General features: G+C 61.2%; 20 protein-coding genes. 8 read left to right on the top strand and 12 right to left on the bottom strand.

The window, feature by feature from the left end; all coding sequences use genetic code 11:
- Positions 1–132 precede the first annotated feature (132 nt).
- Together NG895_RS13995 and NG895_RS13990 are read left to right on the top strand one after the other, a co-directional pair.
- Positions 133–1452 carry a GAF domain-containing protein gene (locus NG895_RS13995; RefSeq protein WP_252853130.1) on the top strand — a complete coding sequence of 440 codons (1320 nt, stop codon included), beginning with the start codon at positions 133–135 and terminating at the stop codon, positions 1450–1452.
- Between the two features lie 252 nt (positions 1453–1704).
- A complete protein-coding gene (locus tag NG895_RS13990) occupies positions 1705–2217 on the top strand; it encodes a YciE/YciF ferroxidase family protein (protein ID WP_252853129.1) in 513 nt (170 codons plus the stop codon).
- Between the two features lie 61 nt (positions 2218–2278).
- Here the strand turns inward: NG895_RS13990 and NG895_RS13985 are convergent, their stop codons facing one another.
- Together NG895_RS13985 and NG895_RS13980 are read right to left on the bottom strand one after the other, a co-directional pair.
- On the bottom strand, positions 2279–2884 hold the full coding sequence (locus NG895_RS13985) for a hypothetical protein (RefSeq protein ID WP_252853128.1): 606 nt from the start codon (positions 2882–2884) through the stop codon (positions 2279–2281).
- A gap of 59 nt (positions 2885–2943) precedes the next feature.
- A complete protein-coding gene (locus NG895_RS13980) occupies positions 2944–3909 on the bottom strand; it encodes a hypothetical protein (RefSeq protein WP_252853127.1) in 966 nt (321 codons plus the stop codon).
- Positions 3910–4065: 156 nt separating this feature from the next.
- Between NG895_RS13980 and NG895_RS13975 the strand changes: the two genes are divergently transcribed.
- On the top strand, positions 4066–4962 hold the full coding sequence (locus tag NG895_RS13975) for a hypothetical protein (protein ID WP_252853126.1): 897 nt from the start codon (positions 4066–4068) through the stop codon (positions 4960–4962).
- 15 nt (positions 4963–4977) lie between these two features.
- On the top strand, positions 4978–5955 hold the full coding sequence (locus NG895_RS13970) for a hypothetical protein (RefSeq protein WP_252853125.1): 978 nt from the start codon (positions 4978–4980) through the stop codon (positions 5953–5955).
- A 6-nt stretch (positions 5956–5961) separates the two neighbouring features.
- Here the strand turns inward: NG895_RS13970 and NG895_RS13965 are convergent, their stop codons facing one another.
- On the bottom strand, positions 5962–7611 hold the full coding sequence (locus tag NG895_RS13965; RefSeq protein WP_252853124.1) for a prenyltransferase/squalene oxidase repeat-containing protein: 1650 nt from the start codon (positions 7609–7611) through the stop codon (positions 5962–5964).
- Between the two features lie 354 nt (positions 7612–7965).
- Between NG895_RS13965 and NG895_RS13960 the strand changes: the two genes are divergently transcribed.
- The 3 genes from NG895_RS13960 (at position 7966) to NG895_RS13950 (ending at position 12335) form a co-directional block, all read left to right on the top strand.
- Positions 7966–10146, top strand: coding sequence for an NfeD family protein (locus NG895_RS13960; protein ID WP_252853123.1), 2181 nt, complete (start codon positions 7966–7968; stop codon positions 10144–10146).
- A gap of 162 nt (positions 10147–10308) precedes the next feature.
- Positions 10309–10890, top strand: coding sequence for an NfeD family protein (locus NG895_RS13955; RefSeq protein WP_252853122.1), 582 nt, complete (start codon positions 10309–10311; stop codon positions 10888–10890).
- A gap of 242 nt (positions 10891–11132) precedes the next feature.
- Entirely contained in the window at positions 11133–12335 is a 1203-nt protein-coding gene (locus tag NG895_RS13950; protein WP_252853121.1) for a TlpA family protein disulfide reductase, read from the top strand.
- Between the two features lie 28 nt (positions 12336–12363).
- On the opposite strand, the gene NG895_RS13945 is transcribed toward NG895_RS13950, so the two are convergent.
- From NG895_RS13945 to NG895_RS13910, 8 genes are all read right to left on the bottom strand, one after another.
- Positions 12364–13815 (bottom strand): DUF58 domain-containing protein, encoded by a 1452-nt coding sequence (locus NG895_RS13945; RefSeq protein WP_252853120.1) that lies wholly within the window; start codon positions 13813–13815, stop codon positions 12364–12366.
- A gap of 20 nt (positions 13816–13835) precedes the next feature.
- Positions 13836–14906, bottom strand: coding sequence for an AAA family ATPase (locus tag NG895_RS13940; RefSeq protein WP_252853119.1), 1071 nt, complete (start codon positions 14904–14906; stop codon positions 13836–13838).
- Positions 14903–16126 (bottom strand): hypothetical protein, encoded by a 1224-nt coding sequence (locus tag NG895_RS13935; RefSeq protein ID WP_252853118.1) that lies wholly within the window; start codon positions 16124–16126, stop codon positions 14903–14905. The genes NG895_RS13940 and NG895_RS13935 overlap by 4 nt, the downstream gene beginning before the upstream one ends.
- Complete coding sequence (locus NG895_RS13930) at positions 16123–16905, bottom strand: DUF4129 domain-containing protein (protein ID WP_252853117.1); 783 nt, start codon at positions 16903–16905, stop codon at positions 16123–16125. Before NG895_RS13930 ends, NG895_RS13935 begins: the two co-directional genes overlap by 4 nt.
- Complete coding sequence (locus NG895_RS13925) at positions 16905–17726, bottom strand: hypothetical protein (RefSeq protein WP_252853116.1); 822 nt, start codon at positions 17724–17726, stop codon at positions 16905–16907. Before NG895_RS13925 ends, NG895_RS13930 begins: the two co-directional genes overlap by 1 nt.
- A gap of 68 nt (positions 17727–17794) precedes the next feature.
- A complete protein-coding gene (locus NG895_RS13920) occupies positions 17795–18805 on the bottom strand; it encodes a stage II sporulation protein M (protein ID WP_252853115.1) in 1011 nt (336 codons plus the stop codon).
- A gap of 92 nt (positions 18806–18897) precedes the next feature.
- Entirely contained in the window at positions 18898–20199 is a 1302-nt protein-coding gene (locus NG895_RS13915) for a DUF1570 domain-containing protein (RefSeq protein WP_252853114.1), read from the bottom strand.
- A 122-nt stretch (positions 20200–20321) separates the two neighbouring features.
- Entirely contained in the window at positions 20322–21245 is a 924-nt protein-coding gene (locus tag NG895_RS13910) for an RDD family protein (RefSeq protein WP_252853113.1), read from the bottom strand.
- Between the two features lie 178 nt (positions 21246–21423).
- Between NG895_RS13910 and NG895_RS13905 the strand changes: the two genes are divergently transcribed.
- Positions 21424–25134: a proline dehydrogenase family protein gene (locus NG895_RS13905; protein WP_252853112.1), complete on the top strand. Its 3711-nt coding sequence runs from the start codon at positions 21424–21426 to the stop codon at positions 25132–25134.
- Between the two features lie 609 nt (positions 25135–25743).
- On the opposite strand, the gene NG895_RS13900 is transcribed toward NG895_RS13905, so the two are convergent.
- The gene (locus NG895_RS13900; protein WP_252853111.1) at positions 25744–26220 is read right to left on the bottom strand and encodes a T6SS immunity protein Tdi1 domain-containing protein; all 477 of its coding nucleotides are present in this window, start codon (positions 26218–26220) and stop codon (positions 25744–25746) included.
- Positions 26221–26273: the final 53 nt, after the last annotated feature.

The raw sequence follows: 26273 nt of genomic DNA, 5'->3' as shown, positions 1-26273 counted from the left end.
CGCAAGCGGTAAAAATAACTCAAATATCCTCTTTTATCTATCCGATGTTAAGTTGCGTAGAGAGGGTGTTTTGGGGTGCCTTTGCCAAGGCCAATGCCAGCAGAGTTTGACATTTTAGGAGTCGAGGTCGCCATGCAGTCAGGAATCAACCAGCAAGCCGCGTTGCCGGGCGAAATCCTGGGGGCTGTCGTGCCGAAAGTCGCCGAGCCACAGGTGGTGACCAGGCCGTCAGCGGCGGCCGGTCAGGCGGTGCTCGCTTCGCGGCAGGATAAACTCGATCAACGCCTAACGGCCGTGCTGCGGGGCTTGGTGTCGGGCTTTGCCTGCGATGCGGCCGACTTCTACCTGCTCAACGCTGCTAGCAACGAACTAGTGCTGCGGTCGCATTACCACGCCGAAGAGGGCGAACCAGGCGCCGCGCGGCGAACGCTGGCCGCAGCCCGGGCCGACGTCACCGCGCTGGCTGGCAGCGCCATCGTGCTGGAAGACGACGTGGAGGTAGCCGGTTGGCCGGTGCCTGTGTGGTGCGGCGCGGCGATTTGCCTGCCCGTGGCCAGCGACGAAACCATCCACGGCACATTGTGGCTGTACAGCAGCCAACCGCGGACGTTTGCCGACGCCGAACTGGAGTTGGCCGAAGTCGTGGCTGGTCGCCTGGCCGTGGAAATCGAACTGAATGCCTGGCGCGTAGCGGGAAGTGGGGGTAACGATCCGGCACCCACCCCGCCGCCAGTTGAGGTGGAAACATCGTCCGCAACGCCGGCAGCCAGCCCCACCACCAAAGCGCGCATCGCCCGCCCGGCGTCGAATCCGCTGGTCGACGAGTGGGAGCTAGCCGGCTGGACGTTCGATGGCGTGACACCGCAGGCATTTTACGATTGGCAGACCCTACCCGACGGACGGACGTTGGTTGCGACCGGCTCGATCGATTGTGCCGACGCCATGGCCGACGGTTGGTTGCAGGCGGCGCGAATCGCACTGCGTGCCCACGCCGGCGCGGCGAGCGACGCTGGAGAACTGCTCACCCGAGTCAATCACACGCTGTGGCTGGCTTCGCCCGGCGGAGAGGGACTTGCTGTATCGGTGGCGATGCTCGACGTCGATGGCACCCACGCATCGCTGGCCACGGCCGGCGAGGCGGGATTTGCCCGATGGCGTGCGTCGTCGTGCGATTGGACCTCCGCCAATTGCCCGGCACTCGGTTGGTCGGAGCGAGCCGTTTACTCGCCGAGCCGAGTAGAGTTGCTGGTTCGCGAACGACTGGTACTAACGGCCGCCGGCATGCCGATCGCTGAGAAACGCGATGCCCATCGCCTGTCGAGCCGACTTCGCCATAGTTCGCCCGACGAATTGCGGGCGATGCCGGGTAAGCGTGCCTTGCGACTGTTCGCCGAAGCGGCGCACAGTGTCGGCAAGCGGCCGGCCGGCCTCGCCCTGGTGCGTCGGCGTTAAACGAGTTGGAGGGTGGTCGACAGCCACCCACCAATCAGGACACCTGTGGACCACCGCGCGGAGCGGACGATTGCTCGGCAGATCACCATGCTGGTGCCCGATCCGTCGAAACGCGGGCCATCATGTCTTTCTGTGTGAAGATGTTTGCCATTCTCTGGTATACCACAGCCTTTCGGCTGGCTGGCATCTCGTTTGCAACCTGTCTTCTGTGTTGAAGTACGAGATAGATACACAGATGAAGGAGGTTTGCAGATGGGTTTATTGCTTACAAAGAAATTCGACACCCTTAACGACTTGTTTGTCGATCAGGTGAAAGACTTATACGACGCCGAGCAACGCCTGACCAAGGCGATTCCGCATATGGTGGAAGCGGCGCAGTCGCCGGAGTTGAAGAGCGCCTTCGAACATCACTTGAAGGAGACAGAAGGACAGGTGAAACGTTTGGAGAAGGTGTTCGAGCTGATCGACACCAAGCCCGATCGTGAGACCTGCGATGCCATGAAGGGCTTGCTGAGCGAAGGCGATGAAGTGCTCGATTCCGATGGCGATCCATCGGTGATCGACGCCGCTTTAATTGCGGCGGCGCAGCGTGTCGAGCACTATGAGATGGCCGGTTACGGCACCGCCCGCACGCTGGCCAGGCAGCTTGGTCTGGAACAGGTCGCCGAGTTGTTGCAGCAGACCCTCAATGAAGAGTCCGCAGCGGACGACAAGCTTACACACATTGCCGAAACTTCGGTAAACGTTGCCGCTGCTACGAGCTAGCTGACTCCCAATTACCTTAGCTGGCAAAAGATGTATGTATCGCTCCCCGGTCGAGTCTGGTTTATTCCACGCTCGGTCGGGGTTTTTTTGTGTCAATCGGCAACTGCTGGGAGCACTGAGTTCCCGTCGGCGTTGCGATATCGTGTGGGCTCTCGTCGTCGATGATGGGCTTCTGGTCGATGTAGCCCATCTCCCAGGCAAATTCGGCCCAATCTTCTTCGTCTTGCCCCGGCCAGTGGACCCGCAGCTTCTCGCGAGTCCGTTGCTGCCCATAGCGGTCGACGAGTTCGCGGAGGGCATTTCGGCAATCAACAAAACCGTCGTTCTCGGCGCTCCGCTCGAAGTCAACCAGCCAGTATTTCCCGGTCGGCAGCTCGTCGTCGCTGGCGAGATCGAGATCTAGATGCGGCCAGTCGACATTGGGGGTAGTGAGAAATCGCCTAACGCACTCCTGCCAACCAGTGCGATGCCACTTGCGATAGAGTTCTTCGCCGTTCTTCGCGACCGGGTCGTTTCCCAAGCCACCGCTGACGAGCACCGTCTCGGGCAGGTCCGCCGGTGGAATGACGTAGTATTCCACCACGATTGGCACGGGGCGAAACATCAAGGCGACGCCGGAGACTGCGGTGGCCGCAAGCATCAGCGTGTGGAGGCGAAAGCGGAGCATCGATCAACGCTGCGGCTGAAAGCAGTGGGATTTATCGATATGCTTGGGCCGTAGACAAACTACTTCGGAGCGTTCTGAGGCTGCTGTGCCTGACGCAGTGGTTCTTCGACACGCTTCCAGCCCAGCGGGGTGCGGGGTTCCTGGAACAGGTTGGAGAACCAGGCTGCAATCACCGGGTTCACCTGGGCTTCGTTCAGGTCGAACACATACTCGTCCCAACTGCGGTTGGGATGGACCACTCGAATACCGACCGGCATCAGCGGTTTACCCGCCACGTTCTGCAGCACCACGTAGATGTCCGAGTACTCAGCGGCGTCGGCCTGGAACTTCGGCTTGGCGTGGATACCGACGTAGCTGCCACGGGTGGTGGTCATGTCGGGCTCCATCCAGAATCGCTTCTTCAGCTTTTCAGCTTCAGCGCCGAACATGAAGGGCAGGGGGCCGTTAACGATTTCCTTGCCTTGCATTTCCTTGGGTACCGGGGTGACGACCAGTTCCTTGTCGTGGCGACGGAACTGGAAGATCTTTTCACCGCTGCAAACCCAATGCTCGCCTGGCTCTACCTTGCCGTCGACATCTTTGCGAGGCAGGTAGCTTCCTTCAACGGGTTGCGCCTGCTGTTGTTGGGGAAGCTGGTTCGGCTGTCCAAGAGGTTGCTGCTTGGGAGTCCACACCAGCGATTCGGTGATCTGGAAGCTGCCGCGGTCGGGCTTGTGGTAGGCCAGCTTGCCTTGTTCTCTAGCGGCGGGGCGGCCGTCGCCGGGACCAGCAATGGTGTGACGCGAACGCTTGAAGTTGCAATAGAAATTGTTGACGTTTTTGCTCTCGCCTTCCCACTTCCGGAGCACATCGTCGACCCAGGCAAGCTGGGCGGGGGACAACTGAAACGGTCCACCCGGAGCCACGGCCGGCTGTTGTTGAGCGACCTGCTGGATGCTTGGATTCGGGGTGGTAGGCTGCTGTGCCGTGGCTGCGGTCGTGGCGGCGAGGCAAGCTATGGCGAGGAGGATAGGCGTACGAGGCATGGACCGTTTCTCTCCGGCGCAAGGTGGCGTAGGCTGGGGGGGATGAATTCGGGCCGGGAGTGTAGCAAGCAATCCGTGGGCCACCTAGAGCGATTGGCGGAAAGTTCCTGGCAGGCCGCCGGCGGGCAATATTGGCGAAGGTTGAGAGTCGGACATATGAATTTGATCTGGAAAGCCTCGGCATCGGCCAGCGCCCTGCATGCAGTGCATGCACTGGCGCGAGGTTTAGCGTTGGTGCCCCCCGGACTCGCCGAAGCGCTCGGGCCACTGGTCGCCGGACCACCGTCGGCGGCGCAGAAAGATTTGCCAGGTCTAACAGCGGGGCTACTGCAGTACGCCGCGGCGGGGTGTGAGCAGAATCGGCAACTGGCCGAGCAGGCACTCGCCAAGCATGGCGGGCGAGACAAGCTGGACGAGGCCGATGTTTCGGAGTTGGCTGACTGGGTAAGCAGAGTCGAGCAGGCGTACTTCCAGTGGCATCGTGGCCAGACCGGACGGCAGTTGGCGGACGAGATTGCCACTCGCACCGTACCAATGCGAGATCACTGGGATGCCCGTGGGCCTGGAATGATTCGGCAAATCGAACGCCTGACCGAGCCTTGGCTGGTTGCCGAGCGGGTTGAGGTGGTGATGGTACTGCCCGTGGTAGGGGGCGATGGAACGGCGCACCTGCCGGCGAACGTGGTCACCATCGAGGCGCTGCTGGCCAATGTCGACCCACAACTGCCCGAGGTGGTTCGCCTGGCGTGGCTTGCCTCGCAGTTACAGTTCGATCTGCCGGCCATTGCCGAACAAATACCGCCCGGCAGGTTGCCCCACATCGCGGCGCTCGCCATGTTGCCGGCAACGCTGGCGGCGGCCGAGGCCGTGGAACTGGCAGAGTACTCCACGGAGAGTTTGAGCAGCGCCCTCCAGTTGTGGAGAGTCGCTAGCACCGCCGCCGAGGTGCAACCACTGGCCGAGACCCTCACGCAGTGGTGGGACAGCTATCAGTCGAGCGACATGGCCTTGGCCGCTGCGGTTGCATCGCTCGAGGCCACGCTGGTGGAGTAGCGGAACTGCTCGATCTTGACCCAGGTCGCAGAACTTACCATCATCCGCCGCGGATTCCCTCGCGTCGTCGGCAAGGCGGCAGTTCCTACTCTTTCGCGGATGGTTGTGATGCGAATTCTATTGGCGATCGCGGTGATGTCGTTTGGCTCGTTAGCTCTGGCCGAGGAGAATGGTCCCCGGTTGGCGGCCTACGAAACGCTGAGCTTGCCGAACCAGGCCAAGACCGTGACCTTCACCAAGCGGGGCGCCCAGCGGGGCGACCGCGTCGACCAGCAGGTGGATGTTTCGCTTCGCATGGACTCCACCACCCGCCGGGCCAATCAGCCGATTGAAAAGTCGACCAGCACCATCCAGCGCAAGCAGCAACGGATGCTCGTTGTCGAGCGGGTGGTCGATGGCCGTACCGTGGCCGCACAAGTCCGTTTTGGCAAGTGCGAGCGGACTGCCGATGGAGAAACGGAGGAGCCGCCCATCGTTGGCAAGACCTATCGGTGCGAGCGGAAGGAGGACGACACCCTGGGCATCACTCGAGCCGATGGCACATTGGCACTGCCCGACGAGTTCGCCCTGGTGGCCGAGAGCATGCACGCTCTGGGGCGGCCCAATCCACTGGCCGACTACCTGGACGGCAAGTCGGTCCGCACCGGGCAGAAACTCGAAGTGCCGAAGGAACTGGGCGACTCGCTACTGTCGGGCGATGGTGCTCTGGGCAGCGTGTCGAAGTTCGAACTTACCCTCAAGGGCGTCGACCCGACGACCAGAGTTGCAAACTTCGCGATCGAAATCCTTTCCGAAGGCGCCGAGACGACGCAGATGAAGCTGATGGTGCACGGCACGCTGGACATCGAGATCGATACGTGCCGCACTCGCAAGTTGCAGTTCGGCGGCCCATTGGGAATGGCGACCACCACTGGCAGCTACAGCGCGTCGCAAACCACGTTTGTCAGCGGCACACTGAAGATGGAGATGTCGGCCAACTACACCGATCGGTGAACCAGATCACTCGGGGAATTCCGAGTCGACGGCGTCGGTTTGGTAGATGGGCATGTGGCGGTAGTAAACTTCCAGCGTCATACATGCCATGGCGGTGCAGTACAGGCGGCCACCTTTTTGGGTGTCGTGTCCATGGTTGACGTGCCAACTGCCCTTGAGGTGCCCCTCTTTTTCCTGCGTCTCTACCAGGTAGTCGCGAAGCTTCGTGTTCCATTCCCGCCACATCGGCCCAGTGCCGTTGGTGTATTGGAAGATGAGCTGTGCGGCATAGTAGTTGTAGTAGAAGTCATTTTTCGACGGGCCGATCTTGGCGATTCGGTCGGTGCCTTCGATGATGGCCTGATGGTCCTTCTTCCAGCCCAGGTACATGCGGCATAACAGGCCCACTGCGCTCGTACTGGCCCGATAGGTTTGCTTGGCGTCGGTCGTATAGGCGTAGGCGGCGCCGTAAGAACCGTCCATCTGGGCGAAGTCGAGGAATCGCGACGCCCCCTCCACGGTGGAATGAGGCACATTCAGGTGCGCCAGGTGGGCACTCTTGAGGGCCATGATCTGCCAGCCCACGACCGAGGTGTCGCCCGCTTGCTGGAAGGAATACCGCCAACCACCGTCGTTAGGATTCTGGGCCGAGACAATGTAGTCGATTGCCGCCTGGGCAGGCAGCGCTAGCTGGCTTTCGCCGGTCATGCCGTACGCTTCGCAGATGGCGATGGAACTCAGGCCGTGGGCGTACATCGTGCCGCCGTCGGTCCAGGAGACGCCAGCCCCCCGGCGAGGCTTCTCTCCCAACCGCACCAGGGCATCCAGGCCGCGGCCGACCACGGCTTTGTACTTACCCTCGTAGCGAGTTTGGCCGGCACCCAGGAACGGCAGCAGAGCCAGGGCCGTTGCACTTTTCAGCGAGTTTTCAATCTCGCCGGGGTCGCCACACTGTCCGTTGCAGTCGCCCCCGCCACGATGGTCGAGGTGCCAGGTGCCATCGCGATTCTGATGCGTGGCGAGCCACTTCAGGGCCGCCTCCACGGCCTCTTCGCTCGCGCCGTTGCCGCCTTTGGCACGTACCAGGGCAGCCCGTGACGCGTGTCCTCGTCCCTCCAGGGCATTACCTGCGAACGCGTTGACGTTGGCCGTCATGGCGTCCGGTGCGCTGGTCAGACCGAAGTCGGCCAAGTCCACAGGGGCCGCCGCTTCCATCTGCTCGCTGAACGGCGAGAAGCTTACCTGCTCCTCAATCACATCGGTATCGGGTTGGAAGTCGAGGTCTTCGGGTTCGATCTCGACATTCACGTCGTTGAAGTCGACCTCGGGAACATCGACCACTTCGTCCGAAATCTCTTCGCTATTCGAGGCCGACAGCAGCGAGTCGAGCGACTCGGGCATCCGAATCACGCTCAATGCCAGGATAATGATGACGATCATGTGCACGATGACACTAATCATCCAGCCCGCACTGTTGTTGAGCATGTTGCCGACGAACCCCCGGGTGTCGTCCAGCGGCTCGTCGTCGGCCGGATCGGCCTGGGCTTGACTCTCCTGCTTCGCTTGGCGTGGCGATGTTTTACCAGCAGGATCTTGTTTGGCCTTGGTGGGGGGATCAACCAGCGCTACATTCACCTCGGCAGGTGGCAGATTGGAAGAGGAGTTCGACTTGCCCATGGACCGGTTGCTCTCTGTTCGTGGGAAGCTCGGCGCAAGAGAATTCCGAGGGTAGGGCGCCGGGCATCGTCCCTTATGCCATAGTAACAAAATCCGGGGCACTGGGCCACTATTTGAGACGGGAGAATCTGCCCATTATCCCCAGAGAAAACCGTGCCTTCGGCGAATTACCCTTATCCGCAGCCCTATCCGTTTCAGTTGCAATACTTTGCCTGCGGGTGGATGTAAAACTATAATTTGGCCGCCCCAAGAAACTCAGGATTTGTAGGATTCGCCCGGATGGTTCCGTCTAGTCAGGTTTTGATGGGCTCGCGCCCGCCAGCTGTCCGCCATTGGCGGCATGCGGGAATTGCTATGTTGGCCGTATCGGTGGCGCTGACCGCAACGCCGCTGTGGGCTCAAGAAGCGGACGATCCGCCGGCTGCTGATCAACAGGACGAGATGCGCCGCCCGGGACGATTGTTGCGCTTGCGGCTGCCGATCACCGGTAGCGCCGACTCGGCGTTTCGGAGCATCGTGCAGCGTACCAAGACTCGTTTGCTAACCGATTATGACGGCGAGGACCGCCCCGTGATCGTGATCGAGTTCGCGCCGCTTGCCGAAGGCGACGGCTTCGGCCAAGGGACCGACTTTGAGCGCGCCTTCTCGCTGGCCCGCTATCTGACCAGCGACGAGCTGGCAGGAATCAAGACCGTGGCGTTCATCCCCCGCACGATTAAGGGGCATGGCGTGCTGGTGGCCCTGGCGTGCGAAGAGATCGCCATGGCGCCGACCGCCGAGTTAGGCGAGGCCGGTATCGACGAAGATCCCACCCGGCCAATCGAGCCAGCCGTGATCGAGGCCTATCGCCAGATCGCCCGTGCCCGCCGCACCGCGCCCGAGGCCGTGGCCATCGGGCTGGTGGATCGCAACACCGAGGTGCTGGAGGTGGAGACCGAGTCGAGCATCGAGTACGTCGAACGTGAGGATTTGGAAGAAGTGGAGCAGGACGAAACCGTCATCCGCACCACGCCACTGTTCGCCAATGGCTCGATGGGCATCTTCACCGCCCGGGAAGGTCGTATGTTTGGCGCGGTGAAGTACGTGGTGGAGGATCGCGAGTCGCTGGCCGGGCTGCTACGACTCGATTCCGACGCACTGGCCGAGGACGCCGCGCTGGTGGCCGACTGGCGGCCGATGTTCTACACCATCGAAGGTCCCATCACCGCGAAAACACCGGGCCGCACCCGCCGGCTGGTCGATGGGGCGATCGATAACGACGGCGCCAATTGGATTGGACTGCGGATCAACAGCAGTGGTGGCAGTCGGACCTACGCCCTCGATTTGGCTTCCTACGTGGCCAGCTTGGGCAACGACCAACGCCGCAGCGTGGCCTACGTGCCCGAGGAGGCCAGCGGCGTATCGGCCCTCGTGGCCCTGTCCGCCGACCAACTGGTGTTGGGACGCGACGCCATCCTGGGTGGCGGCGAGCCGGAGCCGCTCGACGAAGTGCAGCTGATTCCGCTGCGCGACTCGATCAAAGAATCGCTGGCGCCGAGCACGCCGCATACCTGGTCGCTGCTCATGGCCATGGTCGACCCGGACCTGGAGGTCTACCGCTACACCAATACCCAGACCGGTGCCGAACAACTGTTCTGCGAAACCGAAGCGGACGAGCAAGCCGACGCCAATGACTGGCGGCAGGGCGACGCCATCACCACGCCGGGCGAAGTGCTTCGTCTGACTGGCGAGGATGCCGTCTCGCTGGGCATTGCCACGCATGTGGTGGACAACGTCGAGGAGCTGAATCAGATCTACGGCTTCCAGTCGACTCCGCGTGAAGTGCAGACCACCTGGTCGCTCGAGTTGGCCGAGGCGCTTGCTTCGCCAGGGGTAACGGTGCTGCTGCTGGTGATCGCTTTCGCCGGCATCTACTTCGAACTGCACACGCCTGGGCTGGGCATTGGCGGATTCGTGGCCGCCGTAGCGCTGCTGTTGTTCTTCTGGAGCAAAGCCCTGCACGGCACGGCTGATTGGCTGGAAGTGCTGCTGTTCGTCGGCGGGATTGTGGCCATCATGATGGAGATCTTCGTGCTGCCAGGCGTCGGCATCTTCGGACTTGGCGGCGCCCTGATGGTGGTGGCCTCGTTGGTTCTGGCGGGGCAGCATCGCTTGGTGCCACGCAGCCCCGAAGAGTTCGCCGAACTGCAGACGTCGCTGGCCGTGGTAGCGACCGCTGGCGCCCTGATGGTGGTAGCTGCGCTCCTGCTGCGTCGTTACTTGCCAAAAATTCCCATTCTGAACGACATGATGCTGGCTGGTCCCGAAGGAGAGGAACTGGCCCAGCTAAACTACCGCGAAAGCCTGGCGGAGTACTCGCACCTGGTGGGCAAGCAGGGCGTCACTACCACGCCGCTGATGCCATCCGGCCGAGCCGAAATCGATGGCGAGCTGGTCGACGTGACGGCCGGCGGGCAAGTAATCGATCGCGGAGTCGCCATTGAAGTCGTCAGCGCTCGAGGCAGCCGTGTCGAGGTCCGCCAGGTGACCAGCTAGCGGTACGTGCGGCTTTTGTCATCTGCGGCTGCTGTGGGCGGTGCCAGCGGTAATTTTGCCGAACCTTCGCGGGTAGAAATGGGGTCGTTTCATGGAAACTTCGCTATAATTAGCCCGTAAGGGCGAATAGGTGTTGGTAGGTTGGATAAGCGGAGCTGAACCATGGAAACCATCGATCCTCTAGTCTGGGCTGCGCTGCTGGTCGTAGCGGGCTTTGCGCTGTTGGTGTTGGAGATCCTGCTGCCTTCCGGTGGAATTTTGAGCGTACTGGCCGCGTCGGCACTGATTGCCAGTGTCATCATCGCCTTCCGCACTGGCGGAGCGACGACCGGCTTCACGTTTATTACCATCGTGCTGGTGCTTGCGCCGGCGGTATTGACGGCCGCGTTTCGTTATCTCCCTCGCACCCCCATTGGTCGCGCCCTGTTGGGGGAAGCTCCGAAGGACGAGGATGTGCTGACCGCTGATCCCAGGCGCCAGCTCATCGGCAAGGTGGGTGTCGCCCGCAGTAAGATGCTGCCCAGCGGTTCGGTAGAAGTCGATGGGCAGATGCTCGATGCGGTATCCAAGGGCCAGGCCATCGAGCCAGGGCAAAACGTTCAAGTGATCGAGGTCCGAGGCAACCGCGTCGTGGTCCGCCTGGCGCCCGACGACATGCGCCCTGGCACCTCGAATCCCGCGGACCTCCTGAATCGCAGTATCGAAGAACTCGGCATCGACTCGCTGGACGACCCGTTGGCGTAGGGGCCGTTGGTTGCTGGCTATCAGCAAAAAGGCGGTGCAATTCCCATCGCGACTAGCCGACGACCTGCGCGTCGTTGGTGTGTAGCCCATTCCTCTTGTCTCATGTGATTTTCTGTCCCATGATGCGCAGCTTGTTGGCTATGCTGTAGCCATTGAGAACAATCGCTTGCTGTAGGCGAATCGCTGACAGCCGGCAGCATGATTGGTTGGATTGATCGTTCTCCAATGGGGGAGGCCAGCAAATGCGTGGTGCGACAGCTTTTCTGATTCTGTCTGTCCTGGTCACATCGGTCGCTGCGGAAGAGCCTGAATTGACGTTGGGTATTTCGGGGACGGTGGTGGACCAGCAGGGCGCAACGGTCGAGGATTTCGACGTTGCCCACTTCTGGTCGTCGAATGGTGTTTGTTGGAATGCTGACGGAGAGTACTACCAGCCCGCAGCAGAAAGCGATGAGCAGAAGATATGGAAAGACGAGGGAGAGCTTGGAGAGCTCGCGCCACTTCCCCGGAATTTAGCGCAGCGACTGCCGGAAGGCCACTTCTTTATTGAAGTTCCCGACCTCGATCAGGTGGCCCTCATGGCGGTGGATCGCGATCGCCAGCGGGGTGGCATCGTGGTGGTGGACATCGCCGCGACCAATCAGCCAGTGGAAATTGTCCTCAGGCCACTCACGCGGGTGACCGGCGAAGTCTATTGCGCCGAAGCCGGCCGGAAGCCCAAGTCCTCGGCTGCCCGCGTATGGGCGAGGCACGACCAGGGAACTGGACCCGCGATCACATTCTGTGTTTCCCTCCAGAGCAAGTTTTCATTTCTACTCCCACCTGGCCAATACGACATCAACGTACACAGCGAGTCGCCCGATGCCGCATTGCCCCGGCCGTTTCAAGTTGAGGTACCCACCGGGAAGCCGTCACTCGACCTGGGGGTGATCAATGTCTTGATGACTCAGCCTGAGGATGGCATTCCCCGCGACTACAGACAGTTCTACGGCAAGCAGCCACCGCCGCTGAACATTACCGATGCGCGGGGCGTTAGGGAGGACGTGAAGCTGAGCGACTTTCGTGGCAAATGGGTGGTGCTGGATTTCTGGGCCACTTGGTGTGGACCGCGTGTGAAGAATAACCTCTCGGAACTGGCTGAGTTCTGCCAGCAGCACGCCGAACAGCGAGACCATTTCGAGATCCTCTCAATCTGCAACACCCAGGGCCAAAAGGCAATCACCATCGAAGCCTTCGAGAAGTTCTCGGCACCGCTAGTCGACGGTGCGTGGAAGGGCACGTCGCTGCCCTATCCAGTGCTCGTGGATGGTGAAGGAAAGACGGCCGGCGCGTATGGAATCTACCGTTGGCCAACGGCGCTGCTCATCGACCCCGAAGGCTGCCTGGTGAAAGACGGCGATTTGGCCTACTTGGCCGAGAGGTTGAAAGAGCGTCGGCCAGAATAGCTCTTTGGATTTCCTGTTCGCTGGCCGCTTACAACAAATGCCGCGCTTTGACTTCCAAGTAGCGGTTCACCAGTTGCCCGGTTAGATTCTCGGGGAAGGTGTCGACCAGGAGCACGCCTTTCATCTCCAGGTCGGCCAGCACGTGGCGCCGCCAGGTGAGGATGTCGGCAGCGCTGGCCGCCTCGAATAGTTTGTTGTCGGCCACCTGGTCGAAGGCCGCCGATTCCGGCCGATCGCCTTCGCCTGCCTGCAATCGTTCGGCCACGTGCAGTTCGTCCTCCACGGCCTCGACCGCGTTGTAAACCTCATGGTCGCGAAGCAACACGGCCATCGGCAGGTGACGGCCACGAAATGCCGTGAGGTGTTTTTCGATCTGATGGGCGTTCACGTCGTCGATCACGTTGGTGATTAGCACCACTAGCGCCCGTTTGCGAACGTGCGAAGCCAGATGCAGGAAGGCGTCGTCGTAACGTGACTCGACCATCTGCGGAAAGCGGTCATAGGCGGCGTGCAACAGGTGGTTCATCTGCCGGCTGCCGCCCTTGGGGGGCACAAACGTGTGAACTTCGTTCGAAAAACAGAGCAGGCCCACCTGGTCCTTGCGTGCGAGCGCTACGTAGCTCAGCATCAGCATCGCATTCAAGGCGTGGTCCAGCAGGCTCACGCCGCCGCTGGTGCCGGTCATCATGCGACCGCAATCGACCATGAATACGACCCGCTGACTCTGGTTGGCCTGGAAGTCCTTTACGGTCAGTTTGTTTCGCCGCGCGGTGCTCCGCCATTCGATGTGGCGGTAGTTGTCGTCGATGGTGTAGTCGCGGAGTCGTTCGAATTCGTTGTCCTGGCCCACCCGACGCGTGCGGCGGAGTCCCATCAGGCTCAGGCGATTGGTTCTTGCCAGCAAGGCGTACTCGCCCAACTGTTTCATGTCGGGGTAGACGTTGATCCGCGAATGGCATGGCAGTCGCAGATAACGGTTCCACATGCCCCACCGGCTGCGGACCCTCAGGTAGGCATGCTCGAAGTCGAACCCGCCACGGCGGTGGGGCCGCAGGTGATATTCGAGCGTCGCCCGCCGCTCGGCTGGCAGTACCACGTTGAATTCTTCGGGCTCGGCCTCCAGGTGCTCGGGCACGCCATCGCGAATCCAGACGGGCCACTCTTTCTTGCCGCGGTTCGTGGCCGTCAGCGTCACCTTGTGCAATTGGCCCAGTGAGGCAATGAGGCCAACGTGCCGCTCGATCTGAACTTTCCCCGAACCACGCAGGCTGTTGAGGTCGATCAGCGTTACCGCCAGCAGCAGTAGGTCCAAGAGGGCCACGATCGGCCAGATCGAAGGTAGAAAGGCGATCCAGATCGAGACGAACGACGGCACCAGCAGCAGCACGAACAACGGCCGATGGGGATAGACGCCCGCCCACCGCGCAAGGGCAACCAGCGCTATTAAGAGTGCGATGAGTGACAGGAAGACAAACTGCATGCGTTGTAGGTTTAAGAGCTTTACATTCGGGGTACTTCGACGGTACGAATCATCTCGCGGAGGGCCTGGTCGACCTGGTGGCCTTCCACTTCGGCCTCGGCGGTCAGCACCACGCGGTGGCGGAGTGCCGGCAGGGCGATTTCGTTCACGTCGTCGGGGATGGCGTAGTCCCGACCATTGAACGCGGCCAACGTTCGCGCGCCCTGTACCAGGGCGATTCCCGCCCGCGGCGAAGCCCCCAGATGAAACTGTGGCCAGGCCCGGGTTTGGCGAACGATGTTGTTGATGTAGGTGATTAACTCATCGGCCACCAATACCTGGCCACACAGTTGAGTTGCTTCGACAATCTGCTCTGGCCCTGTGACGGTGGCCACATCGTCTTCCAGCCGTTTCTCGACCGGCACCTGGCGGCTGTGTTCCTTCAGCACGCGGGCTTCCTCACTGGCCGTGGGGTAGTCGACCAGTACCTTGAACATGAAGCGGTCGAGCTGTGCCTCGGGCAGGTTGTAGGTGCCTTCGCTTTCGATGGGGTTTTGCGTAGCCATGACCAGGAACGGTGGTTCGAGCGGATGCGTGGTTCGCTCGACCGTGACGCGCCGTTCCTGCATGATCTCCAACAGCGCGGCGTGGGTCTTTGCCGGCGAGCGGTTGATTTCGTCAGCCAGCAGCAGTTGCGTGAAAACTGGCCCGGGGCGGAAGACGAACTCCTGCGTCTTCATGTTGAAGATTGGCGCGCCGGTGATGTCCGAAGGCATTAGGTCGGCGGTGAATTGGATGCGTCCGAACTTGGCGCCGAGCGCCTTGGCCAGCGTGCGCACGAATAGCGTCTTGCCGAGCCCTGGCACGCTTTCGATCAGCACATGCCCGCCGGAGAACAGGGCCACCAGCGTTGACAGTACCAGTTCATCCTGCCCGACGTACACTTTGCCCACTTCGCTGCAGAGTTGCTGGTACAGTTGCTGCACCGCGGCGGTCTGGGCCGGTTGCGCAGACGTGGGGACGACTTCGAGTTCGAATTCCGAGTCGCCTGCCGGTGGTGTCGGTTCGTTGGGCCCGGAGTTGGGTTGATTGAAGTGGTGAGGTTGATTCATTCCGAGTCGCTATCTGCAGGTGAAGGTGGCGGGAGAGGCGTCGTGGATTGGCTGATTTCGGTGCCGCCAACCGATTCGTGCCGGAGAGATTGACGGTACAACATGAGCAGCCGTACGGCGTACCCACGGTTACGGCTGTCGCCCAGCAGGCGGCCAACCGCAGAGATGTGGCTGCTGAAGTCGGACAGCGACTTGCGGACCAGTCGCTTGGGAATACCGAAGATGGGCCACCGCATCACGGCAAACACGATTCCCAGTGCGGCCAGTTGCGTTAGCACCGCACCAATCGGCCAGATACGAAACAAGCCCAAGGCGTTGGGCAATTGGGTACTGGGATCTTCCTCGCGGATCGGCGGTCCGTCGATGCCTGATTCGAGGAACACCACGTTGCGCCGGGGGGGACCGACGCTGTCGATCAGGTGGCCTGCCAGCTTGCGATGTTCGTGATTCACCAGCCGTGCGTTGAGCAGCCACGAGCCGTTCTCGATCAGTATCAAGCGACCCGACGGCAACGGTTGGTTCGGGTAGCTGCTCTCGTACACCAGTTCACTGGCAATCGGCTTGTCCGTCTCGTCGACCAGCAGCGGCTGAAAGTTGCGGTCGGGGATGGTCATCCGAGTTTCATGGACAATGTCGGTTTTCGCCGGATCGACGCCGGCCGCCCATTCGCCGGTGAGCTGTTGAACCTTGGCCCGTTTCGGCTGGGTGTCGTATTCGAACCAGTCTTCGGTCTTGCTGCGGGTGAGCGGGCGGGGGCGGTTCGCCAGGGCATCGGACTTGGCTTCGGACAGTCGCCGTTTGTACTCCGCTTGTAGCCCTGGGGGGGCTTGCCCCTGCATGTGCTGCCAGTAGTCGGGCGCGGCGTCGTAGTCGCGGCCGACGTAGATCAGCACGCGGGGCTGTCCATCGTCGCTCTGGCCGGTAAGCCAATCGGTCAGCCAGTATTCCACCTCTTCCGATGGTACGTTGAAGTCGTCCGGAAACCAAACGATGACGTCCGCTTTGTCCAGCTTGGGCGACAGATATCGCCAGCTGCGCACCCGGTGGCCAGCGTCTTCGAACATATCGCCCAGCACGCGGGTGCCGTTCAGGCTGGTTTCACCCAGGCCGCCCCGCTGGCCGTAATCCGAGGGTACGTAGTCGCTACAGCCCATGGCCGCGAGCAAGGTCGCGAGCACCAGGCCAAAGTGTTGCAGGTGGCGAGTGCGAGCAGATTTCATGCGGCCTGTTCCTCCCTCGCTCCTACGAGCGATTCGAACAGATCGATCTTCTGCCACACGCCTTCGATGGTCTCGCGGGGCGGAAGTCGTTTGCCGAAGAACACTTCCTCGAACACCAGCACGGTCTGATAAAAGGTATCGGCCAGCGTGCCTGCCGACGGCGATGCGCTGCGGCGTACTTCGCGGAGATACTGCCGGTTGGTTTTGCCTTTGACCAGTCGAATCCAGTGCCGTCGGTCGAGCTGAAGCAGTTGATGGCTGAACAGGTAGACGATGGCCTGGGCAAAATCTCCCTTGGAGTACAGGCGTTGCGCTTCGTCCAGAAAGTCGGCTGGCGACTTGTTCAACGCGACGGGAAGTTCTTCCACACGCGCAATATCGGCCCCCGCATGGGCTACGCTCGCCACGATGCTTTCCTCCACCTCGCGCCGCAGGAACGATCGCACAATCAGGTAGATCAACAGCCCCAGCAGCACTGCCAGCAGCAGCCAGCCCAGCCCCAGCAGTACGTCGTATCCGTCGAAATTGCTGCGGTTGTTGCGGGGCGGTTTAGGCACCTCGACCTTGGCTGCGCGAAAGTCGTCGGTTTCCGAGTCGTACCACGGAATCTTGGGTGCGGAGGAGAGCGAGTTTTTGCCCGACTCGATCGCGGTGTTGGCGTCCGAGAAGTCGCTCTCCGCAAACGCCGGGGGCAGCATCGCGCACCACGTCAACACCGCGAGCGCGACCGCCATGCAGCGGTAGTTCGAGCGGAATCTGGACATGTAAGCGACGGACATCAAGCACTCACCAGGGACGAAGGTCGCCGCAGCCGAGACGCCTCGGCACGCATCAAAAGTTCCACTTCCCACCCTTCGCGACGGATGCGCAAATCGAGGTACGAAAGAAAGCGTACCACGGCCATCCACCCCACCACCACCCAGAGGGAGAGGGGACCGACTACCAGGAACTGGATCAAAGGAGTGACTTCGATACCGCCGATCTGCGTAACGAGGATTGCGATACCAAAGCCCAGGGCCAGGGTCAGGGCCCCACCGACGATCACAGCGGTGACCCACCGCCCGAACAGCTCAGCGCCGTTGTTCGAGTGAAGATTGCGGCTCCGGCGGTTGGTGGTCAAACGTTGGTGGCGTCCACCGGTCAGTGGGTTGCGTTCCAGCAGGATCAGCTCGCCCAGGTACGGCATCAGCCAGTACGGCAGCAACAGAAAGGGCATCAACAGCGTCCGCAGCACCACCTGGTAGAGTAACAGTTGAGGCAGACTGCGAATCAGTTCCACCAGCATGGTGCGGAATTGAAACGGACTGTTAAAGGTCATCTTGCCCAGGTACAGCGTGATGGGAGCCGTAGCCAGCGGAGTCTCGATTGCTACGAGTATGAGCAACAGGATTCCATAGCGAACCGGTACTTCTTCGAAGTCCAGGTCGTCGACAAGCGTAGGATAGAGCAGAAATCCGTTGAGCACCGCAAATGCCGATACGCCCAGCAGCCACAGCGGTGCGATCCAGTGAATGCCTGCACGCGTGACCTGCAGCGCAAGCCCCAGGATCTCGCCGAAGCGACGCTCGCGAATCACAATGCGTGTCTGATCGAGTTGCATGGAAGCTCAGGAGGCGATGGTGGATGTCGTTTGGTGGGGCGATTGGCCAGCGGGCTGTTTCAAGGTTGCTAGAATAGTGCTTCGAGTTCGGTATCATCCGAGGGGGGCTCGTCCGAGTATCCCAAGACGGTGAAGTAAATCATCAGCATTAGCATCGACATCATGGCCACCAGCGCCTTCAGCGCGTAGGGCGCCGGCGAAGGCGACAGGAATCCTTCGATCACGGCCGCCATGAAGAACAGAGCTACGGCCACCAGCATTGTCGGCAAACTTTGCCGCGCGGCGAGCGCCAGGGAGTCGAATCGTCGCATGCCGTGCGTGTTGACGAGCGAAAAGCCGAGCCGCATGCCTGCCGCCGCCGACAGCACGACGGCCGTCAATTCGAAAGGACCGTGCGCGGTGACGAACTGAAAGAAGTTGTCCTGCTGTGGTACGGTTGTCATGTGGCCAAACACGGCACCAATCACCACGGCATTGTGCATGGTTTCCAGTAGTCCACCGATGCCGAACAGCAATCCCATCGCAAAGCACCGCAGACCGATGGTCGTGTTGTGGTTGACATAAAAGCCCAGCATCAAGCCTTCGGCCCCTGTGGACCGGCCCCCATCCCAGGGGGCGTCGGTGTACATGTCCTCCATTTGCATGATGTACTCTCTCGTCAGCACGTTTTCGCTGAACTGGTACATGGGGGTCCACTTGCTGGCCAGGAAGGCCGACACCAGGAACGTGCCCCAGAACAGGACAAACGCCAGGCGGACGTAGCCGTCGTGAAACAACCGCTGTGGTACGCGGCGAAAGATTTCGTCGAACCACGTACGGTAGGCAAATCGTTGACTCCGATAGAGTTGATTGTGCGCTCGACCCACCAACTGATGCAGGTAACGCACCGTGGTGGCCGGCAGTTGGTAGGCATCGGCCAACGCCAGGTCGGCGCATGCCGCGCGGTAGGCCGCGGCAAACTGGGCTCGAGCTTGCGGACTCAAGCGATCGCGGCGACCGCCAGTCTCCAGGCGGATGCAGGCTTGCTCCAGCTTCCGCCAGTCGACCATTCGCGATTCTACAAGTTCGGCGGCTTTCATGAGGGAAACTATGCGTGGCGTAGTGAGTGAATTCGAATCGTATCAAGCTGGCCGAGGTGGTGCAGGACCGGCAGCGGTCGAACTTGGCGCCGTCATGGCCTTAAGTTGGGCACTCCGATCCAGCGGCCGTAGGCGGAAACGAGTTGCTGTTTGTTGGCATTGTACGAAGCCTCGAGGGCTTCCTCCCAGGACATGCCTTCTTTCAGCAGCTTGATGAATCGCACGTACTTCTCCTGATCGGTCTGGATGAGAAACCGAGTCATGCTGGTCGCACTGCCGTAGCGGTCGCTGGGAATGTTCTGGGTTGTGGAGAAAAAGTCGTCGCCCAGGCGGGGTTGGGGCGATTGCAGCATGCTTTCGATGAATTTCTTCTCTTTGCGCTGCACTCCCTGGCTGCTGGGTACCATCTTCGACGCAATCACCTCGGCCATTCCTTCGTTTACCCAACTGGGAACCAGGGCGCGTGTCTGGTAGCAGAAAATAAACCCATGGCTCGTTTCGTGAACCAAGATGGTCGCGAAGTAGTCGGGATCGTCACCAGTGTAACAGGCGACGCACACGTTGCGGTCCCAATCGTGGTGGCACAAACCCATGGCGAATCCGGTGGAGTCGTTCTCCATGAACTTGCTTTCGAACGCAACGAACTCGGATTTCTGTGCAAATGCGAACACCGAGGCCTTGCCACGCCACACAGGCTGGTCGGGATCGACCCCGTACGTGTGCTGCATCCAGCTATACATGCGATCGAGCGATTGCACAAAAACACGGACCTGCTGAGGCTGAAGGTTCGAGCAGAACAGGAAGTGTTTGGTCTCGTAGAGTTGCAAACCTGGCAGCAACTTGGCCACTTCCTGGTACCGCTGTTTGTGGGCCTCGATGGCCTTGGCGTGGTCCTCCTCGGTTAAGGGGTCCCAGGGTTTGACGCCACGGGCCCGTAGCCGCGCCAGCCACAGTTCGTGCTGCTTTGCGGCTTCGTCCTCCTTGGTTTCTTCAGTCGACTTGCTCTTTTTCGACTCGCCGCTGTGGGGCGTCGCCGATGCCGAGTGGCGAAACATCACTTTTCCGTCCAGGGCGATCTGCTCGATGGTGTCGAATTTGAATGTCCGTCGCCTGCTGCTTGCCAACTGACCGATCAACCGTTGCGGCTGACCGGTGCGGGTGTGAGTGGTCACACGATCGACAACAAAGTCCTCGTACTCCACGCCGCTCTTCAAGGTGACGACCACGGTCTCGCCTTCCAGCGCAGTGACGTCGCTGGTCGTTTCCTGTTCGGCCGTCGGCGCGGCAGTGACCATCGATATCGAGAACAGCACCATCCCGATGGCCGCCCCGACCCGCCAGACAGGTCGTCTAAGGGTGGGCCTCCATCGAGTTGTGAATGTGATGTGCTTCATAATTGTCCCCCGATTGATTTGCTCTTCTGGAGCGGAGTCGGACATGGCCGTTGGCTGTCGCCCGCTGCTTGTTGTCTGGTTAGTTTTCTGGCCACACGTGGGCGAGCACGCGCTGACGCTGCTTATCTCGGCGGTTCGAACTCGCGGGGTTGTGCTGGGGCAAGCACCGGGTTCGTGCCTACCTGGCCTTCCGGCAATAGTGGTTCGAGGACGATGTCATCTTCTTGGTTGGCACTCAGGAATGCGCGGCGATACAGAACGCACAGTAGGATGTCGTAGTCGATGCCCTCGGGCAGATTGTGCTGTTCGGCAAACAGCTCGCCCACATGACCGGCGATCTCCGCACGACGTTCGGGGCCGAAGTAGCGTCGCCGCTCGACGTACTGCGAGATCGCCTTGGCCAAGGTGCGGCTGGGCAGGGCGCCGGGTGGCAACAAATCTTCCACGGGGCCTAGCATCACGTCGGTGATCTCGTTGAATTTCGTGGCCCGCGAACGGTCTTCGGCTATCACCATGGTGCCGCACGCCAGATCGCCCAGTCGCTGATAGCGGCGGTTCATGGACGTGGTCAGCAGGCCGACCAGGTAGCTGCTCACCGGGAAAACCGCCAGCGTTAGCGCTGGCAGCCCATCCACCAGGCGGAGGAAGTTTCGCAGCACGGCCTGCCCTGCATTGATGGGGCTGCCATCGACGCGAACGACCCGCAGCCCCATGGAGCGTTTGCCAGGGGTCTGGCCGCTCCAGAAGGTCTCAAAAACTCCGCCATAGAACCAGGCGACGGTAAACTGGATAATCGCCGCCATGCCGAGGCCGACCTCTTCCAGGCCCAGGAACCCAAACACCAGAAAAGCCAGAAAACCGACTGCCAGGACCAGCAGCACCATGATGAACATGTCAATCAGGTAGGCCACGGCTCGCTCGAAGGGACTCGCCACGCGATACTCAAACGCGATGTTTTCGGGCGTTACCACACGGATGTGCGAATCGATTTGTGGCAACTGGTTGGGCAAGCCATTTTCTCCGGCATTGGGGACGTGACTATGCATTATCAATACGCGGCCATCCGCCTGCAACCAAGAGAAATCCACGAACCCGCACAGGTGCCCGGAAAACCCCCCGTTCCGCCCTTCCCAAATGGGCTAGTACGAAGAGAAAATGGCGTGAGACAGCGACGGATGGCGAGCGAGAGATTTCTTGCGCTGGCGGCCGTTTCTGTAAGGCGCGATGCTCGACACGTCCCAATCCATTCCTACGCCCCGGCCTGCTCGCATGACCACCGCCACATCCAATAATCCCCAGCTTGAATCCATACTGGCCGAATTCCAGCACGACGCTGCGGGCGACGCTAACCCGTTGGTCGCCAAAGCGGTTTATCTTGCCAGGCAATTGCAGGAGCGTGCCCAGGACCTGCAGACGCCCGCCGAGCGGAGGCAGCAGGCCGAACTGGATCGCATGATCCAGTGCCCTCACGACAAGGCAACGCTCACTCAGATGACCGATCAGACCTTCCGCTCGCGGGAGGCCCAGCGGTCGGCCGATCAGTTCATCCATATTCTCGACGTGCAGGGCGTGCCGCGATTCTTCAGTCCGCTCGACCGCACACTGCTGCGCGGCTTCCAATCGTTCGGTGCGTACCTGCCCGGCGTGGCGATGCCGCTGGTGAAGGAGAAGATGCAGCACGAGACGGCCAACGTAATCCTGCCTGCAGAACCGGAATTGCTGGAGAAACATCTGGCCGCCCGGCGTCGCGAAGGGGTGCGGATGAACGTCAATCATCTGGGGGAAGCACTGCTGGGCGAGCGCGACGCACGGCGGCGACTCGAGAAGTACCTGGCCGTGCTGCAGCGACCCGAGATCGAAGTGATCAGCGTGAAGATCTCGACCATCTTTTCGCAGATCACGCCGCTTGCTCGCAAACAGACCGTCGCCGAACTGTGCGACCGCATCGAACTGTTGTTCCGGGCCGCAGCGCGGGGCACCTTCACCCGTGCCGATGGCACCACGGTGCCGAAGTTCGTGTACCTCGACATGGAAGAGTACCGCGACATGCATCTGACGGCCGCGGCGTTCATGCAGGCGCTCGACCGCAAGGGGCTGGCGGGCGTCGAGGCCGGTATCGCCCTGCAGGCGTACGTGCCCGACTCGCTGCTGGTGCTGCAGCAACTGTTGGAGTGGGCCCGTGGCCGCGTAGCCGCCGGCGGAGCACCCATCACCGTGCGGCTGGTCAAAGGCGCGAACATGGAGATGGAACGCGTCGAGGCCAGTATCGAAGGTTGGCCACAATCGCCCTACAAGGAGAAGATCGACACCGACGCCAACTACATCCAGATGCTGCACGAGACCCTGTTGCCCGAGAACCGAGACGTGGTTCGCGTGGGCGTGGCATCGCACAATCTCTTTACGTTGGCCTATGGCCTGGTGGCTGCACACGAGGCGGGCATGCTCGACCGCGTGCAGTTCGAGATGCTCGAGGGCATGGCCAATCATCAGCGGCGGGCGTTGTTCGAGTTGGCTGGCAACCTGCTGCTGTACGCCCCGGCCGCGCATCAGGACGACTTCACCAGCGCCATCGGCTATCTGGTCCGTCGGCTCGACGAGAACACCGGGCCCGACAATTTCCTGCGCCATGCATTCAACGTCCGCGTCGGCACCACCGAATGGGAGCGGCTCGAACGGCAATTTTGCGAGTCGTTCGACAAGCTCAAGACACTCTCCAGCCAGCCACGGCGAACGCAAGATCACCGCAAGCTGGGCCACGTGCCGCAGGGCCCGACGCCCAGCCCCCAATATCCCTTCCGGAACGAACCCAACACCGATTGGGCGCTGCCGCAGCACAGCGAGTGGGCCGAGTCGATCACCGCGCAGTGGAAGTCCCGCCACAGCGATCAGGCAGGCGAGGTGCCCCTGGTGATTGCAGGGGAGGAGATCACCAGTGGTCGCACGGTGACCGAAACCATCGATCCCTCGCGTCCCGAACTCGTGGTGGGTCGTTATCACGCCGCGACGCCTGAGGATGCCGAGCGGGCAATGACCTCCGCTGCCGAAGACGTCGACGGCTGGCGTCGGCGCAGCCCCAGTGAGCGATCGGAGATCCTGTTCCGCGCGGCGGCCATCATGGCCGAGCGGCGGGGTGATCTGCTGGGCGTGATGATGGCCGAGGGCGGAAAGCTGTTTACCGAGTCGGACCCCGAAGTAAGCGAAGCGATCGACTTCTGCCGCTTCTATGCCCAGACGGCCGCCAGCTTCCATGATCTGGCCGGCCTGCAAGCGCGTGGCAAGGGTGTTGTGGTGGTCGTGTCGCCTTGGAACTTTCCGTTGGCCATTCCGTGCGGCGGTGTCGCCGGGGCGCTGGCCGCAGGCAATACGGTGATCCTGAAACCTGCCAGTGATACGGTGCTCATCGCTTACAAAATGTGTCAGTGCCTGTGGGACGCCGGCGTGCCGCGGACCGCACTGCAACTGGTTGGCTGTGCCCACGGCGAAGGTGTCGCCCAACAACTGGTTACGCACCAGGCGGCCGACGTGGTGGTGCTCACTGGCGGTACCGACACCGCCGCGCACCTGCTGCGAGTCGATCCATGGATGAACCTGCTGGCCGAGACTGGCGGCAAGAATGCCACGATTGTCACGGCCCTGGCCGACCGCGACCTGGCGGTGAAGAACGTGGTGACCAGTGCCTTTGGCCACAGCGGGCAGAAGTGCTCGGCCACGTCGCTGTTGATCCTGGAAGACGAAGTGTACCACGACCGCAGTTTCCGCGATGTGTTGTGCGACGCGGTCGAGAGCCTGAAGGTCGACAGTGCCTGGAACCTGGCCTCGCGCGTGGGGCCGTTGATTCGTCCGCCCAGTGGCGTGCTGGAGAAAGGACTCAAGGAACTGGAGCCGGGCGAATCGTGGGCCGTGATGCCGGAAATTGGCATCAACGACAATCCACACCTGGTTTCGCCCGGCGTAAAGTGGGATGTGCAGCCGGATTCGCTGACGCACTGCACCGAGTTCTTCGGCCCGCTGCTGGGCGTGATGTGCGTGCGGACCCTGGCCGAGGCCATCGACCTGGTGAACGCCACGGGGTTTGGATTGACATCGGGACTCGAGAGCCTGGACGATCGCGAACAGCAGCAATGGCGCGAAGGAATCCGGGCAGGCAACCTGTACATCAATCGCTCGACCACCGGCGCCATTGTCCTTCGCCAACCATTCGGCGGCATGGGCAAGAGCAACGTCGGTCCCGGCATCAAGGCGGGCGGTCCGAACTACGTCGCGCAGCTGATGGACTTCGAAGGCGCGGACGACACTGCGGAGACGCACCAGATCGCCAGTCCATTGCTGGCGGAGCTGGTCGAAGCGTTCGACCCCAGTGGTTCGCTGGGGCTGGCGCCCGCCGTGGCAAGCTACGATCGCTGGGCAAGCGAGGAATTCGGGCAGACGCACGATCACTTCCGGCTGTTGGGCGAGGATAACGAACGCCGCTACCTGCCGGTGGATATGGTGCGCGTCCGCGTGCACGAGTCGGATACCGAATTCGAGGTGCTTGCCCGCGTCGCTGCCGCTCAGGCCGCCGGTTCGCGAGTGGTGGTGAGCTCGCCCCATTTCGACGAAGGCACTCCACTGGGGGATCTGATCGCCAAACTCGACGAAGTGACCGACACTTGGGCCGGGGCCATTGAGTTCGTCGAAGAGTCGGACGCCGAGCTCGCCGAGATCATCGGCCAGGAACTGGTCGGCCGCGTTCGCTACGCTGATCCCAGCCGCGTGCCGGAGTCGATCCGCACCGCCGCCGCCGAGGTGATGACTTACATGGCCGACGCGCCCGTCTCACCGCACGGCCGGGTGGAGCTGCTGTGGTACGTCCGCGAGCAATCGGTCACCTTCCGCTACCACCGCTACGGCAACCTCGGCTTCCGCGCGGAGGAAGAACGGGACGAGCCGGCGTAGTAGGGTAAACCGTCGACTGTCGCGCACGCGCGTGGCGCTCCGCCTAACCGTAGCTACCGTCGCCAGACGGTGGACCTCGACCCGATCGTTTTGGGCCAGCATCGTATTGGGCCAACCTCGGGGGATTTACATCCATGGGCCCAAAACTCCAGTGGTTTTGGTCACCCCCCAGGTGGTGAAACCCTTGTATTTCTCGATCAATCCAATCGAGGAAGGGGACAAAACCCACCACGTTGTTCTCCGCATGTTCAGGTTGGCCCAAAACCCCATAGTGGCCATTCGCTCCGCGAATGAGCGAAGTACCCCCGGGCGCTCCCTCACAGAACCACCGCCCACCAACTGCGCACCGCGAGCGCCAACCTCTGGCTTATAGCTTACCCCCCCAGTGCCTACAGCCCATTCACAAATTGCCAAAGATCCACGGCAGGTACAAAGTGCCGCAACTCTATTGGACCAGACTGGCGCGCGATATCAACGGCGAATTTTTTACAGCCGACATTTCAGGCAAACCTGCGACCGATGGACCAGGCAAAGTGTGGCCCGCGAATGCACGCAGATGCACGTGAATTGATGAAGCACTACGCGAACCTTGACGTAGCCCAGGGCGTTTCAGTCTATTGTGAAGCTGTCAATGGATGCGCCATCCGGTAGGTCTTGGACTTGGCGGTGAATTTGCCCATGGATACTGACGTGGACGCTGACATTGGTCGCTTCGATATTTTCTATATCGTCATTGCCCCCCAGCACTAATGGCTGCTTGTGACTGTAGACGGTTTGGGGCTCCAGGGTTACTCCGGCATTCCGCAGCTGCACAATGCGTGACGGGAACATGTGGTCGGTGACGAATTGTGTATCGGATAGAAGTGATTGGAACGACGAGCCATCCTCGGCAACCGATTCAATCGTTCCCTGGACGGTGTCGATGAAGTACACATTACCAGAGGTGCCTTGCGCAAAAACGTCACCCATCACAGTTATGAGAATCGGACGCAGAGGTTCTGGCATCGCCCATTCCCAGTCGGACAGAATCGCATTCATGTCGACGCCGTCGGGGCTGATCGTGAGGTCATTCATGGTAATGGGCATCAGTGACTCCGGTTTGTTCCTTGCGTTGTTCGTCTTCGCGATCGGTCGCCAAA

This window comes from Aeoliella straminimaris (assembly GCF_024054565.1).
Classification (GTDB): Bacteria; Planctomycetota; Planctomycetia; order Pirellulales; family Lacipirellulaceae; genus Aeoliella; species Aeoliella straminimaris.
The sequence above is the reverse complement of the archived record's forward strand: the minus strand, read 5'-3'. Positions and strand labels throughout refer to the sequence as shown.

Excerpts from the sequence above, each read along its gene's own strand:
- NG895_RS13925 (WP_252853116.1), bottom strand. The coding sequence starts at position 17,726 with ATGCAACTCGATCAGACACGCATTGTGATTCGCGAGCGTCGCTTCGGC.
- NG895_RS13990 (WP_252853129.1), top strand. The coding sequence starts at position 1,705 with ATGGGTTTATTGCTTACAAAGAAATTCGACACCCTTAACGACTTGTTT.
- NG895_RS13935 (WP_252853118.1), bottom strand. The coding sequence starts at position 16,126 with ATGAAATCTGCTCGCACTCGCCACCTGCAACACTTTGGCCTGGTGCTC.
- NG895_RS13905 (WP_252853112.1), top strand. The coding sequence starts at position 21,424 with ATGCTCGACACGTCCCAATCCATTCCTACGCCCCGGCCTGCTCGCATG.
- NG895_RS13995 (WP_252853130.1), top strand. The coding sequence starts at position 133 with ATGCAGTCAGGAATCAACCAGCAAGCCGCGTTGCCGGGCGAAATCCTG.
- NG895_RS13940 (WP_252853119.1), bottom strand. The coding sequence starts at position 14,906 with ATGAATCAACCTCACCACTTCAATCAACCCAACTCCGGGCCCAACGAA.
- NG895_RS13945 (WP_252853120.1), bottom strand. The coding sequence starts at position 13,815 with ATGCAGTTTGTCTTCCTGTCACTCATCGCACTCTTAATAGCGCTGGTT.
- NG895_RS13900 (WP_252853111.1), bottom strand. The coding sequence starts at position 26,220 with ATGCCCATTACCATGAATGACCTCACGATCAGCCCCGACGGCGTCGAC.
- NG895_RS13930 (WP_252853117.1), bottom strand. The coding sequence starts at position 16,905 with ATGTCCGTCGCTTACATGTCCAGATTCCGCTCGAACTACCGCTGCATG.
- NG895_RS13960 (WP_252853123.1), top strand. The coding sequence starts at position 7,966 with ATGTTGGCCGTATCGGTGGCGCTGACCGCAACGCCGCTGTGGGCTCAA.
- NG895_RS13910 (WP_252853113.1), bottom strand. The coding sequence starts at position 21,245 with ATGCATAGTCACGTCCCCAATGCCGGAGAAAATGGCTTGCCCAACCAG.
- NG895_RS13920 (WP_252853115.1), bottom strand. The coding sequence starts at position 18,805 with ATGAAAGCCGCCGAACTTGTAGAATCGCGAATGGTCGACTGGCGGAAG.
- NG895_RS13985 (WP_252853128.1), bottom strand. The coding sequence starts at position 2,884 with ATGCTCCGCTTTCGCCTCCACACGCTGATGCTTGCGGCCACCGCAGTC.
- NG895_RS13965 (WP_252853124.1), bottom strand. The coding sequence starts at position 7,611 with ATGGGCAAGTCGAACTCCTCTTCCAATCTGCCACCTGCCGAGGTGAAT.
- NG895_RS13955 (WP_252853122.1), top strand. The coding sequence starts at position 10,309 with ATGGAAACCATCGATCCTCTAGTCTGGGCTGCGCTGCTGGTCGTAGCG.
- NG895_RS13975 (WP_252853126.1), top strand. The coding sequence starts at position 4,066 with ATGAATTTGATCTGGAAAGCCTCGGCATCGGCCAGCGCCCTGCATGCA.
- NG895_RS13915 (WP_252853114.1), bottom strand. The coding sequence starts at position 20,199 with ATGAAGCACATCACATTCACAACTCGATGGAGGCCCACCCTTAGACGA.
- NG895_RS13980 (WP_252853127.1), bottom strand. The coding sequence starts at position 3,909 with ATGCCTCGTACGCCTATCCTCCTCGCCATAGCTTGCCTCGCCGCCACG.
- NG895_RS13950 (WP_252853121.1), top strand. The coding sequence starts at position 11,133 with ATGCGTGGTGCGACAGCTTTTCTGATTCTGTCTGTCCTGGTCACATCG.